The following is a 12,900-nucleotide window of genomic DNA, read 5'->3' on the forward strand; positions in this document are numbered from 1 at the left end:
GCCCAGGTAAAAGCATGCCCCGCGTACTGACTATCGAAGACGATGCCGTCACTGGCCAGGAAATCGTCGCCGAACTTTCCAGCCACGGCCTGGAGGTCGATTGGGTCGACAACGGCCGCGAAGGTCTGGCCCGTGCAATCGCCGGTGGCTACGACCTGATCACCGTCGACCGGATGCTCCCGGAGGTCGATGGCCTGACCATCGTCACCACCCTGCGCAACCTGAAGATCGCCACGCCGATCCTGATGATCAGCGCCCTCTCCGATGTCGATGAACGGGTTCGCGGCCTGCGTGCCGGCGGCGACGACTACCTGACCAAACCCTTCGCCTCCGACGAGATGGCCGCCCGCGTCGAGGTGCTGCTGCGGCGCAACAGCGTGCCGATGACCCAGACCCGCCTGCAGGTCGCCGACCTGCAACTGGACCTGATCAGCCACGAAGCCCGGCGCGGCGAGCAGTCGCTCAACCTGCTGCCCACCGAGTACAAACTGCTGGAATTCCTCATGCGTCACGCCGGCCAGGTCATCACCCGGATGATGATTTTCGAGGAAGTCTGGGGCTATCACTTCGACCCCGGCACCAACCTGATCGACGTGCATATCGGCCGCCTGCGCAAGAAGATCGACGCGCCCGGCCAGACACCGCTGATTCGCACCGTGCGGGGCTCCGGCTATGCCATTGCCGAACCCGTCTAAAGGCTGGAGCTCGTCAACCAGCCGCTTGCTGGCGCTGTACAGTTTTCTGTTCGTGGCCTGGAGCAGCATCCTCATGGGGGTGCTGTATTTCGAAGTTTCCAGCTACCTGAACAAACTCACCCGTCATTCGTTGCTGCAACGCCAGCACCTGTTCGCCCACATGAGCGGCAAGCAACTGGATGACGCGCTGATCGCCAGCCAGGCCTTCGAAGAACGCAGCTTCGACGCCTACGGCCTGTTCGATCCGCAGTTCAACCCGCTGGGCGGGCAGATCCGCCAGATGCCCGCCGAACTGGGCCTGGACGGGCGCATCCATGAAATCAGCCGCTGCCTCGACGCCGACGACCCGCGCCTGCCGCGAGACAGTTGCGACGCCGTGGCGATCAAGGTCCACGATGGTCGCTGGCTGGTGCTGATGCGGGACAACGGCTCGCTGTTCGTCGTCACGCGGATCATTCTGCATGCCCTGCTCTGGGGCCTGTCGCTGACCATCATTCCCGGCATCGCCGGCTGGTACTGGCTGCGTCGCCGCCCGTTGAAACGCATCCGGGCAATCCAGGCCACCGCCGAGCAGATCGTCGCCGGCGACCTGACCCGGCGCCTGCCGCTGTCGCAACGCCGCGACGAACTGGACATGCTCGCCGCCATCGTCAACGCCATGCTCGACCGTATCGAACGGCTGATGCACGAGGTCAAGGGCGTCTGCGACAACATTGCCCACGACCTGCGCACCCCGCTGACCCGCCTGCGCGCCCAGCTCTACCGCATCCGCCAGCAGGCCGGCGATGACGCGCCGCAAGCCGAGGCGATGGAACAGGCGATCGCTGAGACCGACACGCTGATGGCGCGTTTCCGCGGGCTGCTGCGGATCAGCGAACTGGAAGACCGCCAGCGCCGCGCCGGCTTCGTTGAACTGCAGGCCCGGGCGCTGCTGGAAGAGCTCCACGATTTCTACCTGCCGCTGGCGGAAGATGGCGAGATTGCCCTTGAACTGCGTGTCGCCGAACCGCTACCGGCGCTGTTCGGTGACCATGAATTGCTGTTCGAGGCCCTGGCCAACCTGGTGGGCAACGCCATCAAATTCACCCCGGCCGGCGGACGGGTGCGCATCAGCGCCGACAGCGATGCCGATGGCGTGCATATCGCGGTGGAAGACAGTGGTCCGGGGATTCCCGAAGAGGAACGCGAGACGGTATTGAAGCGCTTTTACCGCAGCGAGGAAGGCCACCGCCATGCCGGCTTCGGCCTGGGGCTGTCGATCGTCGCGGCGATCGTCGACCTGCACGGGTATCAGTTGGAGGTGGGGGAAAGCGAGTGGAGTGGTGCGCGGTTGGTGGTGCACTGCAGAGGCCAGGTGTAGCGCGGTCCCTGCAGGAGCGGGTTGACCCGCGATTGCGTTGGTGGAGTCACTATCGCAATCGCGGGTAAACCCGCTCCTACAGGGCCATGCGCCCCAAGCCGGGATCAGTCAGCCAGACGCCAGGTGGTCTCGCCCTTCTTGTCTTCCAGCACCACACCCATGGCCGCCAACTGATCGCGAATCCGGTCGGACTCGCCCCAGTTCTTGTCGGCCCGCGCCTGCAGGCGCGCCTGGATCAGGGCCTCGACTTCAGCCGCGTCAACCTTGCCTTCGGCACCGGCACGCAGGAAATCATCGGCGTCCAGTTGCAGCACACCCAGCAGCCCCGCCAGCTCACGCAGGCGACCCGCCAGGCCGGCGGCAGTCTGTGCATCGCTCTCGCGCAGACGGTTGATCTCGCGCACCAGGTCGAACAGCACGGCGCAGGCTTCCGGCGTACCGAAGTCGTCGTTCATCGCCGTGGCGAAGCGCTCGACATACTCGTCGCCACCTTGCGGCGCCACCACCGGCAGGCCGCGCAAGGCGTGATAGAAACGCTCCAGCGCGCCTTTCGCGTCGCGCAGGCTGTCCTCGGAGTAGTTGATCGCGCTGCGGTAATGGCTCGACACCAGCAGGTAGCGCACCACCTCCGGGTGATACTTTTCGAGTACGTCGCGGATGGTGAAGAAGTTGTTCAACGACTTGGACATCTTCTCGCCGTTGATACGGATCATCCCGCAGTGCATCCACGCATTGGCGTACTGCTTGCCGGTCGCGGCCTCGCTCTGGGCGATCTCGTTCTCGTGGTGCGGGAACTCCAGGTCGCTGCCGCCGCCGTGGATGTCGAAGCTCTCGCCCAGGCAGCAGGTGGACATCACCGAGCACTCGATGTGCCAGCCCGGACGACCCGCGCCCCACGGCGACGCCCAGCTCGGCTCGCCCGGCTTGGCGGCTTTCCACAGGACGAAGTCCAGTGGGTCCTGCTTGGACTCGTCCACTTCGATCCGCGCGCCGATGCGCAGGTCTTCGATCTTCTTGCGCGACAGCTTGCCGTAGCCGACGAACTTGCCGACGCGGTAGTACACGTCACCGTTGCCCGGCGCGTAAGCGTAGCCCTTGTCGATCAGGGTCTGGATCATTGCGTGCATGCCGGGGATATGGTCGGTGGCACGCGGCTCGAGGTCCGGCGGCAGGATGTTCAGGCGCCGCTCGTCCTCGTGCATCGCGTCGATCATGCGCGCGGTCAGGGCGTCGAACGTCTCGCCGTTCTCGTTGGCGCGGTTGATGATCTTGTCATCGATGTCGGTGATGTTGCGCACGTAGGTCAGGTCGTAGCCGCTGTAACGCAGCCAGCGGGTGACCAGGTCGAAGGCGACCATGCTGCGGCCGTGGCCGAGGTGGCAGAAGTCGTACACGGTCATGCCGCAGACGTACATCCGCACCTTGTTGCCGTCCAGCGGTTTGAAAACTTCCTTGGTCTTGCTCAGCGTGTTGTAGATGTTAAGCACGAAAATTCCTCAGCTACCCCAGGAGTCACGCAGGGATACGGTGCGGTTGAATACCGGACGGCCTGGACGGGAGTCTTTCAGGTCGGCGCAGAAGTAGCCTTCGCGCTCGAACTGGAAGCGGTCTTCAGGCTGGGCATTGCCCAGCGACGGCTCGGCACGACAACCGGTGAGCACCTGCAGCGAATCCGGGTTGATGTTGTCGAGGAAGCTGCCGCCCTCTTCGGCTTTCTCCGGGTTCGCCGCGCGGAACAGGCGGTCGTACAGACGCACTTCGCACTCGACGCTGGCGTCGGCCGGAACCCAGTGGATCACGCCCTTGACCTTGCGGCCCTCGGGGTTCTTGCCCAGGGTGTCGGGGTCGTAGGAGCAGAGCAGTTCGACGATGTTGCCGTCGGCATCCTTGATCGCCTCGTCGGCGCGGATCACGTAGCTGCCGCGCAGGCGCACTTCACCGGCGGGTTCCAGGCGCTTGTAGCCCTTCGGCGGCTCTTCCATGAAATCGTCACGGTCGATGTACAGCTCGCGGGCAAACGGCAGGGCGCGCACGCCCATGTCTTCCTTCGGATGGCGCGGCAGTTCGAGGTTTTCGACCTGGCCTTCCGGGTAGTTGGTGATGGTCACTTTCAGCGGGCGCAGCACGCACATGGCACGCGGCGCGGTGCGGTCGAGGTCGTCACGAATGCTGAATTCCAGCATGGACATGTCGACCACGCCGTCGGAACGGTTGGTGCCGATCATTTCGCAGAAATTGCGGATCGAGGCCGGGGTGTAGCCGCGGCGACGGAAACCGGACAGGGTCGACATGCGCGGGTCGTCCCAACCTTCGACGTGCTTCTCGTCGACCAGTTGCTTGAGCTTGCGCTTGCTGGTGATGGTGTAGTTCAGGTTCAGGCGGCTGAACTCGTACTGGCGCGGCTTGGCCGGCACCGGCAGGTTGTCGAGGAACCACTCGTACAGCGGACGATGACCTTCGAACTCCAGGGTGCAGATGGAGTGGGTGATGCCTTCGATGGCGTCGGACTGGCCGTGGGTGAAGTCGTAGTTCGGGTAGATGCACCACGTGTCACCGGTCTGGTGGTGGTGGGCATGACGGATGCGGTAGAGGATCGGGTCGCGCAGGTTCATGTTCGGCGACGCCATGTCGATCTTCGCCCGCAGCACGCGCTCGCCGTCCTTGAACTCGCCGGCTTTCATGCGGGCGAACAGGTCCAGGTTTTCCTCGACGCTGCGCTCGCGGAACGGGCTGTTCTTGCCCGGCTCGGTCAGGTTGCCGCGGTATTCCTTGGCTTGCTCAGGGGTCAGGTCGCAGACATAGGCGTTGCCCGACTTGATCAGATCCACGGCCCAGTCGTGCAGTTGATCGAAGTACTGCGAGGCGTAGCGCACCGGACCGGTCCATTGGAAGCCCAGCCACTTGATGTCTTCCTGGATGGCGTCGATGTACTCCTGGTCCTCTTTGGCCGGGTTGGTGTCATCGAAACGCAGGTGGCAGGCACCGCCGAATTCCTTGGCCAGGCCGAAGTTCACGCAGATCGACTTGGCGTGACCGATGTGCAGGTAACCGTTGGGCTCAGGCGGGAAACGGGTGACGATGCTGCTGTGCTTGCCCGAGTCCAGGTCGGCCTGCACGATCGGGCGCAGGAAATTGACGGGAACGGCGGGCGCGCCTTTGGCGGCATTGGGAGCGGTGTCAGCAGTGGGCTTGCTCATAGGATCCTTGGAATTCTGGTCTTCGGCCCGGGTAGGCCGCGTCAAACAAAGCGCTTATCATAGCCGAAGCGGTCGCGCTGCCGACAGCACCGCGCCGACAAACCGGCGCTAATATGGGCAGGCACCGCAAAAAAATCTGCGCAATGAACGTATCGCCGACGCCAGAGCGGGCGTCAGGGTCAAATACACCGTTGTACACCCCTCCTTCCCACATGCCTTGAGAGAGCGAATTTCAGCATGGCCAAAGTCAAACTGAGCACCAACCACGGCGACATCATCCTGCAACTGGATGCCGAGAAAGCCCCGAAAACCGTGGAAAACTTCGTCCAGTACGTTAAAGAAGGCCACTTCGACAACACCGTGTTCCACCGTGTCATCAAGGGCTTCATGATCCAGGGCGGCGGCTTCGAGCCTGGCATGACCCAGAAGAAAACCCGCGCCACCATCCAGAACGAAGCGGATAACGGCCTGAAGAACACCAAGTACAGCATCGCCATGGCCCGCACCATGGAGCCGCATTCGGCGTCTGCGCAGTTCTTCATCAACGCCTCCAACAACGACTTCCTCAACCACAGCGGCAAGAACGTGCAGGGCTGGGGTTACGCGGTATTCGGTGAAGTGACCGAAGGCCAGGACATCGTCGACGCTATCGAAGGCGTGGCCACCGGCTCCAAGTCCGGCCACCAGGACGTGCCGAAAGAAGACGTGATCATCGAGAAAGCCGAGATCATTGAGTGATACTGCTGATCTCCGATCTGCATCTGCAAGAAGAACGCCCGGACATTACCCGGGCGTTTCTTGATCTGCTGGCAACCCGCGCCCGCGATGCTCAAGCGTTATACATCCTGGGCGACTTTTTCGAGGCCTGGATCGGCGATGACGGCATGACGCCGTTCCAGACTTCAATCTGCCAGGCCCTGCGTACGCTGAGCGACAGCGGCACCCAGGTGTTCCTGATGCACGGCAACCGCGACTTCCTGATCGGCAAGGCCTTCTGCAAGGCCGCGGGCGTCACCCTGCTGCGCGACCCGAGCGTGGTCGAAATGGGCGGCGAACCGGTGCTGCTGATGCACGGCGACAGCCTGTGCACCCGCGACGAAGCCTACATGAAGCTGCGTCGCACCCTGCGCAACCCGCTGAGCCTGTGGATCCTGCGCCACCTGCCGCTGGCCACCCGGCGCAAGCTGGCACGCAAGCTGCGCAGCGAAAGCAAGACGCAGACCCGCATGAAAGCCACCGACATCATCGACGTGACCGCCGAGGAAGTGCCGCGAATCATGCAGCAGCATGGAGTGCACACCCTGGTCCACGGCCACACCCATCGGCCGGCGATCCACAAGCTCACTCTTGATGACGGCAGCGCCGGCCGGCGCATCGTCCTGGGCGACTGGGACCGGCAAGGCTGGGCCTTGCAGGTGGATGAGCAGGGCTTTCAACTGGCCCCGTTCGCGTTCGCCTGACCCTCCGCTTCGCGGCCAGCCCGCGAAGCGCTCCCCTCCTCCTCCGAAAGTCGTCAACGACGGCCTTCTGCCTCGGGCCACAGCACTTTGCGCACGCAGCTTCAGGTGCGTATCTGTCTTCGCCAATCGCTTACGTTGCGCACAGTCAATGGCGGACAGACACGCTGCTTGCCAGTGATATCGTAGCGCCACCGTGTGAACTGAATCACACGAAGTCCGCGAACATGGATGCCGGAAACCATCGAATAGACGGGGCGAATTCCGAAAAGCCAGATGAGTAGGAACTTAATCAAGGAGTGAGATGCAATGAGTGCTCAAGCGCAAATCGTTGGTGGCTGGTCTGCTTATCACCCACTGACTGCTCAGGACAAAAAAGTATTCCAGGAAGCCCTGCACGGCTTCGTCGGCGTGCAGTACACGCCGTTGGAAGTGTCGACTCAGGTGGTCAACGGTACCAACTACCGCTACCTGAGCAATGCCCAAGTACCGGGCAGCGAACTGATTTACAAAGTAATCGTGTCGATCTACGCACCGACCAACGGCGCGCCGCACATCACCGGCATTCAGCAGATCTGAATGCTCTGCCCCGGGCGCGTTGACCGCGCCCGCGGGTTTCAGCCAATTCCTTCCTCAATGCCCGGCCGAAACCGGCCCCGCCTTCGCCGCGAACGGCGGCTTGGCCAGCCACACCAGCAAGATCAACCCGACGAACACCCAGCCCATCAGGGTGAAGTAATCCACCGTCGACATCATGTACGCCTGACTGCTGAGCATCTGTTCCAGTTGCCGGTATGACGCGCCCCCTGCCCCGCCCATCTGGTTCAGCGCTTCGCGGGTTGCCGGTTCGTAAGTGCTGATGCTTTCGCTCAGGTAAGCATGGTGCTGGTCAGCGCGGCGGATCCAGATCCAGGTGGTCAACGACGCGGCGAAGCTGCCGCCCAACGTACGCAGGAAGGTCGCCAGGCCGGAGCCGTCGGCAATCTGCTGCGGCGGCAGGTCAGAGAGCAGGATGCTCAGGGTCGGCATGAAGAACAGCGCCACGCCGATGCCCATAAACAACTGCACCAGGGCCACATGCTGGAAGTCCACCTCATGAGTGAACTCCGCCCGCATGAAGCAGCTCGCGCCGATCGCCAGGAACGCCAGACCGGCCAGCAGGCGCAGGTCGAAGCGGTGCGCGTACTTGCCGACAAAAGGCGACAGCAGCACCGGCAGCAAGCCGATCGGTGCCACCGCCAACCCGGCCCAGGTCGCGGTGTAGCCCATCTGCGTCTGCAGCCATTGCGGCAGGATCAGGTTGATGCCGAAGAAGCCGGCGTAGCCGCCCACCAGCACGATGGTGCCGATGCGGAAGTTGCGGTGCACGAACAGCCGCAGGTTGACCACCGGGTGCTTGTCGGTCAGTTCCCAGATGATGAACACCGCGATGAACACCACGGAAATCAGGCTGCCGATGATGATGAAGTTCGACTCGAACCAGTCCAGGTCGTTGCCTTTGTCGAGCACGATCTGCAAGGCGCCGACCCCGATGATCAGGCTCAGCAGGCCGATGTAGTCCATCGGCTGGCGGCTGGTCTGCACCGGCCGGGTGCGCATCTGCTGGCGAACCACGGCGGCGGCGAACAAGCCGATGGGGATATTGATGAAGAAGATCCACGGCCAGCTATAGCTGTCGGTAATCCAGCCACCGAGAATCGGCCCGGCGATTGGCGCCACCACCGTGACCATCGCCAACAGCGCCAGGGCCATCCCGCGTTTCGCCGGCGGATAGACGGCGATCAACAGGGTCTGGGTCATCGGGTACAGCGGCCCGGCGACTACGCCCTGAATAACGCGGAAGCCCACCAGTTCCGGCATCGACTGCGAAATGCCGCAGAGGAACGACGCCAGCACGAACAGCAGGGTCGCCCAGATGAACAACTTGACCTCGCCAAAGCGCCGGCTGAGCCAGCCGGTCAGCGGCAAGGCGATGGCGTTGCTCACCGCGAACGAGGTGATGACCCAGGTGCCCTGCTCCGAACTGACGCCGAGGTTGCCGGAAATGGTCGGCAACGCCACGTTGGCGATGGTGGTGTCGAGCACCTGCATGAAGGTCGCGAGCGACAGGCCAATGGTGGTCAGCAGCAGGCTCGGCGGGGTGAACGAAGCCTGGTTGCTCATCGCTGGGCAGTCTTGTCGCTGGCGCTGTTGTCGTGGATCAACCGGGCGATCAACGTGTCGGCCTCGGCCAGTTGACGGTCATACACCTGGGTGGCGAAGGTCGCCTTCTGCGGCGCCTGCTGCGCCAGTACCGGACCGCTCTGGTCGTGCAGATCGACGTCGACCGTGGTCGACAGGCCGATGCGCAGCGGGTGCTGGGTCAGTTGCTCGGGGTTGATGTGCACCCGCACCGGGACGCGCTGGACGATCTTGATCCAGTTGCCGGTGGCGTTCTGCGCCGGCAGCAGGGCGAACGCACTGCCGGTGCCGGCGCCGAGGCTGTCGATGGTGCCGCTGTACTTGACGTCGCTGCCGTAGAGGTCGGTGCTGATGTCCACCGGCTGGCCGATGCGCATGTTGCGCAGTTGGGTTTCCTTAAAGTTGGCGTCGATCCACAACTGGTCCAGCGGGATCACCGCCATGGTCGCGGTGCCCGGCTCCAGGCGTTGGCCGAGTTGCACGGTGCGCTTGGCGACATAACCGGTGACCGGCGCCACCAGGGTGGTGCGGGCATTGCTCAGGTAAGCCTGACGCAGTTCGGCGGCGGCGGCCTGGACCTCGGGGTGAGACGACACCACGGTGTCATCCACCAGCGCGGTGGTGGTGTTCAGTTGCTGCCGGGCATTGCTCAGCGCGCTCTGCGCCGACGACAGGTCGTCACGGGCGTGGGACAGCTCTTCCTGGGAAATCGCCCCGCCAGCGGCGAGGGTCTTGCGCCGGTTGTAGTTTTCCTGGGCCTTTTGCAGCTCGGCCTGGCGCGCCGCGACCTGGGCCTTCATGCCGTCGACGTTGCTGTACAGCCCGCGGACCTGACGTACCGCCCGGGCCAGTTTGGCCTCGGCGGCCTGCAGGCCGACTTCGGCGTCGCTCGGGTCGAAGCGGATCAGCTCCTGGCCGGCGTGCACCAGGTCGCCGTCGTCGGCGCCGATGCTGATCACGGTGCCGCTGATCAGCGGGGTGATTTCGACCACGTTGCCGTTGACGTAGGCGTCGTCGGTGCTTTCAGTCCAGCGCCCGTAAAGCTCGTGCCAGGCCCAGGTGCCGGCACCGATGGCCAGCACCACGAGCAGCAGCCCGAGCAGCCAGGTCTTGCGCTTGCGCTGATTGTTAACGTCCTGCTCGTTGACGGCAGTGTCCGAAGTTGGGGTAGCCATTGACGAATACCTTGGCGGTTAAGGGTGACGGGAGGCCGGCGATGCTGCCGCGGCCTGCTGTTGTTGGGATGCCGCATCAGGCTGGAAACCACCGCCGAGCGCCTGCATCAGCAGGATCGAACGGTCGATGCGCTCGGCATTGAGCTCGGCCAGTTGGCGCTGGGCCTGTAGCAGTTGCTGCTCGATGCTCAGCACATCGAGGAAGTTGCCGATGCCGGAGCCGTAGCGCTGCATGACGGTGTCGTAGGACTGCTGGGCGATGTCGGTGGCGCGCTGTTTGGTCGCGACCTGCTCGCCGAGGGCATGCAACTGGTCGATGTTGTCGCTGACTTCGCCGAGGGCGTTGACCAGGCTCTTGTTGTACTGGGCAACGGCCAGGTCGTAGTCGGCGTCGCGGGCATCGAGGTCGGCGCGCAGGCGGCCACCGTCGAAGATCGGCAGCGAAATGGTCGGGGCAATATTGAAGAAGCGGCTCGGCGCACCGAAGATCGCGTCGCCCAACAGTGCCTGGGTGCCGGCGACGGCGCTCAGGTTGAGGTTGGGGTAGAAACGGGTCTTGCTCGCGTCGATCGACTTGCTCGCCGCTTCGACCCGCCAGCGCGCCGCCACCAGGTCGGGGCGTCGGCCGAGCAGTTCGGCGGGCAGCACCGATGGCAAGGCCACCGCACCGGGCTTGAGTACCGCGGGCCGGGCAATCTGCTGGGCACGGTCCGGCCCTTTGCCGAGTAATACCGCGAGGGCGATCTGTGCGCTGTGCAGTTGTTTCTGCGCGTTGATCGCCTGTTCTTCGGAGCTGGCGGCCAGGCTTTCGGTCTGCTGGAGCTGGTATTCGCTGTCGATCCCGGCGGCCAGCCGGCGCTGGCCCAGGTCGAGCATCTGCCGGGTGCGCTTGAGGTCATCCTGGGTCAGGTCGTAGACGATATAAGCCTGGCCCAACTGGCTGTAAGCCCGGGCCACGTCGGCGGCGAGGGTCAGGCTGGCGGCCTGGCGATCGACTTCGGCGGCGCGGGCCTGGCCCAACGCGGCTTCCCAGGCGGCGCGCTGGCCACCCCAGAGGTCGAAGGTGTAATTGAAGTCGAGGCTCAGGCTGCGCAGGGTCGAATAGCGACCGCCCTGCCCGGCCGGATCCTGGTCCCGGGCCAGCCGCGAGCGGCTGACGCTGCCGTTGGCGTCCAGGCTCGGCATGCGGTCGGCGTCGGCGGCATAGGCCGCGGCGCTGGCCTGATGGGCGCGGGCGCTGGCGATTTGCATGTCCGGGCTGTCGCGCAGGGCTTCGCCAATCAGGCCGTCCAGTTGCGGATCACCGAGGCTGCGCCACCAGTCGCTTTTCGGCCAGGCGGCTGGCGACAGGGTGACGCCCTTGAGGGTCTGTTCAGACTTGAGATCGCTGGCCGCCAGGCGCTGGCCTTCCGGCGCGAGGCCGCGATAGCTGGCGCAACCGGCCAGGGTCAGGGCGATCACCAGCAGGCTCAGGCTGCTGCGCACGGTGTTTCTGTTCATTTGTCACTCACCCGCAGCGCCGTCAGGGTATCGCCGGCGTTGAGCAGGACCTTGGTAAGAATCGCGGTGAGCGTGGCCAGCTCATCAGCAGCCAGCACGCCGACCAGTTCGTTCATCGCCTCGGCGCCGATATGCGGCAGACGATCGGCGAGTTTCTGTCCTTCTCCGGTCAACTCGACGCGCACTTGCCGGCGGTCCTCGGGGCAGCGACTGCGGGCGATCAGGTCTTTCTGTTCGAGGCGGTCGAGCATGCGGGTCATGGAACCGCTGTCCAGGCCGAGGTAACGGCACAGTTCGGCGGGGGTGTCGACGCCGTACTGGGCGACGATGATCAGCACCTTGAACTGCGCGGCAGTGACGCCGTAGTCCTGCAGGTGGCTATCGAGAATGCGGTCCTTGACCAGCGCGGCACGCCCGAGCAGCAGGCCGATGGTGCAGGTCTGGAAGTTTTCCGGAGTGAAGTGGGACATGAAGGGAGAAACCTGCTTAGGCAGTGATGTAAGCAGATATTACTGCCCAGACATTAATTGTCCAGGCATTTATTAGCTTGCTTGCTATTTTGACGACGAAAGGCCGAGCGGAGCAGTCGGGATTCAGCGAGGGCAAGAGTGGCGCGCGGAGAACCCGCGCGCCGCGGGGATTCAGGCCGGAACGCCGCTGTGGAAGCGGAATTCCTCATCCGGCGAGACGATCAGTTCCGCCTCGGCTTCACGGACTTTCTCGATGGTGCGTTCGATATCAGCGGCATCGCCGTACTGATAGGCCAGCTTCAGGTAGCCCTGATAGTGCCGCGCCTCGCTCTTGAGCAGGCCGTGATAGAACTTGCCGAGTTCTTCGTCGAGATGCGGCACCAGCGCGGCGAACCGCTCGCAACTGCGCGCTTCGATAAAAGCGCCGACCACCAGGGTGTCGACCAGCTTGACCGGCTCATGAGAACGCACCAGCCGGCGCAGGCCCGAGGCATAACGACCGGCATTGATCGGACGCAGCGGCACCTTGCGCCGCTTCATCAGGCGCAACACCTGTTCGTGGTGCACCAGTTCCTCGCGGGCCAGGCGCGACATCATGTTGATCAGGTCGATGTGGGTGTTGTACTTGGCGATCAGGCTCAGCGCCGTACTGGCGGCCTTGAACTCGCAATTCTTGTGGTCGATCAGCATTGTTTCCTGATCGGCCAGCGCCGCTTGCACCCAGGCATCTGGCGTGCGGCAACCGAGGAAGGCTTCGATTTCGGGGATGAGTTCCATGATTCACAAACGGCAGAGGGCGACAGGGCCGGCGATTATACCGGCGCGGGCAACTATCACCAGTGACTATGCTTTGATATGTATCAAG

12 protein-coding genes are annotated in these 12,900 nt (G+C 63.8%); 5 read left to right on the forward strand and 7 right to left on the reverse strand.

The window, feature by feature from the left end; translation table 11 throughout:
* The first annotated feature begins 14 nt into the window (after positions 1–14).
* A complete protein-coding gene (locus NTD82_RS16215) occupies positions 15–695 on the forward strand; it encodes a response regulator transcription factor (protein WP_095157729.1) in 681 nt (226 codons plus the stop codon).
* Entirely contained in the window at positions 673–2,055 is a 1,383-nt protein-coding gene (locus tag NTD82_RS16220) for a sensor histidine kinase (RefSeq protein WP_262129449.1), read from the forward strand. Before NTD82_RS16215 ends, NTD82_RS16220 begins: the two co-directional genes overlap by 23 nt.
* 104 nt (positions 2,056–2,159) lie before the next feature.
* Here the strand turns inward: NTD82_RS16220 and cysS are convergent, their stop codons facing one another.
* Complete coding sequence (gene cysS, locus NTD82_RS16225; protein ID WP_262129450.1) at positions 2,160–3,542, reverse strand: cysteine--tRNA ligase; 1,383 nt, start codon at positions 3,540–3,542, stop codon at positions 2,160–2,162.
* 9 nt (positions 3,543–3,551) lie between these two features.
* Complete coding sequence (locus NTD82_RS16230; RefSeq protein ID WP_095157735.1) at positions 3,552–5,252, reverse strand: glutamine--tRNA ligase/YqeY domain fusion protein; 1,701 nt, start codon at positions 5,250–5,252, stop codon at positions 3,552–3,554.
* A 237-nt stretch (positions 5,253–5,489) separates the two neighbouring features.
* On the opposite strand from NTD82_RS16230, the gene NTD82_RS16235 reads away from it, so the two are divergent.
* From NTD82_RS16235 to NTD82_RS16245, 3 genes are all read left to right on the forward strand, one after another.
* Positions 5,490–5,990 (forward strand): peptidylprolyl isomerase, encoded by a 501-nt coding sequence (locus tag NTD82_RS16235; RefSeq protein ID WP_095157737.1) that lies wholly within the window; start codon positions 5,490–5,492, stop codon positions 5,988–5,990.
* A complete protein-coding gene (lpxH, locus tag NTD82_RS16240; RefSeq protein WP_262129451.1) occupies positions 5,987–6,712 on the forward strand; it encodes a UDP-2,3-diacylglucosamine diphosphatase in 726 nt (241 codons plus the stop codon). Before NTD82_RS16235 ends, lpxH begins: the two co-directional genes overlap by 4 nt.
* A gap of 306 nt (positions 6,713–7,018) precedes the next feature.
* Positions 7,019–7,288 carry a hypothetical protein gene (locus NTD82_RS16245; protein ID WP_095157741.1) on the forward strand — a complete coding sequence of 90 codons (270 nt, stop codon included), beginning with the start codon at positions 7,019–7,021 and terminating at the stop codon, positions 7,286–7,288.
* A 54-nt stretch (positions 7,289–7,342) separates the two neighbouring features.
* Here the strand turns inward: NTD82_RS16245 and NTD82_RS16250 are convergent, their stop codons facing one another.
* The 5 genes from NTD82_RS16250 to NTD82_RS16270 all read right to left on the reverse strand — a co-directional run bounded on the left by NTD82_RS16250 (position 7,343) and on the right by NTD82_RS16270 (position 12,812).
* Positions 7,343–8,872, reverse strand: a complete 1,530-nt coding sequence (locus tag NTD82_RS16250; protein ID WP_262129455.1) for a DHA2 family efflux MFS transporter permease subunit — start codon at positions 8,870–8,872, stop codon at positions 7,343–7,345.
* Entirely contained in the window at positions 8,869–10,065 is a 1,197-nt protein-coding gene (locus tag NTD82_RS16255) for an HlyD family efflux transporter periplasmic adaptor subunit (RefSeq protein ID WP_262129457.1), read from the reverse strand. The genes NTD82_RS16250 and NTD82_RS16255 overlap by 4 nt, the downstream gene beginning before the upstream one ends.
* Positions 10,066–10,083: 18 nt before the next feature.
* Positions 10,084–11,565 (reverse strand): efflux transporter outer membrane subunit, encoded by a 1,482-nt coding sequence (locus NTD82_RS16260; RefSeq protein ID WP_262129459.1) that lies wholly within the window; start codon positions 11,563–11,565, stop codon positions 10,084–10,086.
* The gene (locus tag NTD82_RS16265) at positions 11,562–12,035 is read right to left on the reverse strand and encodes a MarR family winged helix-turn-helix transcriptional regulator (protein WP_262129461.1); all 474 of its coding nucleotides are present in this window, start codon (positions 12,033–12,035) and stop codon (positions 11,562–11,564) included. Before NTD82_RS16265 ends, NTD82_RS16260 begins: the two co-directional genes overlap by 4 nt.
* A gap of 171 nt (positions 12,036–12,206) precedes the next feature.
* Complete coding sequence (locus tag NTD82_RS16270) at positions 12,207–12,812, reverse strand: tRNA-(ms[2]io[6]A)-hydroxylase (protein WP_095157751.1); 606 nt, start codon at positions 12,810–12,812, stop codon at positions 12,207–12,209.
* Positions 12,813–12,900: the final 88 nt, after the last annotated feature.

It is taken from the genome of Pseudomonas sp. 5P_5.1_Bac1, from assembly GCF_025466015.1.
In the GTDB taxonomy this organism is placed as follows: Bacteria; Pseudomonadota; Gammaproteobacteria; order Pseudomonadales; family Pseudomonadaceae; genus Aquipseudomonas.

Coding starts and splice junctions, on each gene's coding strand:
- NTD82_RS16250 (WP_262129455.1), bottom strand. CDS start 8,872: ATGAGCAACCAGGCTTCGTTCACCCCGCCGAGCCTGCTGCTGACCACC.
- NTD82_RS16260 (WP_262129459.1), bottom strand. CDS start 11,565: ATGAACAGAAACACCGTGCGCAGCAGCCTGAGCCTGCTGGTGATCGCC.
- NTD82_RS16230 (WP_095157735.1), bottom strand. CDS start 5,252: ATGAGCAAGCCCACTGCTGACACCGCTCCCAATGCCGCCAAAGGCGCG.
- NTD82_RS16255 (WP_262129457.1), bottom strand. CDS start 10,065: ATGGCTACCCCAACTTCGGACACTGCCGTCAACGAGCAGGACGTTAAC.
- NTD82_RS16215 (WP_095157729.1), top strand. CDS start 15: ATGCCCCGCGTACTGACTATCGAAGACGATGCCGTCACTGGCCAGGAA.
- NTD82_RS16270 (WP_095157751.1), bottom strand. CDS start 12,812: ATGGAACTCATCCCCGAAATCGAAGCCTTCCTCGGTTGCCGCACGCCA.
- NTD82_RS16235 (WP_095157737.1), top strand. CDS start 5,490: ATGGCCAAAGTCAAACTGAGCACCAACCACGGCGACATCATCCTGCAA.
- NTD82_RS16265 (WP_262129461.1), bottom strand. CDS start 12,035: ATGTCCCACTTCACTCCGGAAAACTTCCAGACCTGCACCATCGGCCTG.
- NTD82_RS16220 (WP_262129449.1), top strand. CDS start 673: ATGCCATTGCCGAACCCGTCTAAAGGCTGGAGCTCGTCAACCAGCCGC.
- NTD82_RS16245 (WP_095157741.1), top strand. CDS start 7,019: ATGAGTGCTCAAGCGCAAATCGTTGGTGGCTGGTCTGCTTATCACCCA.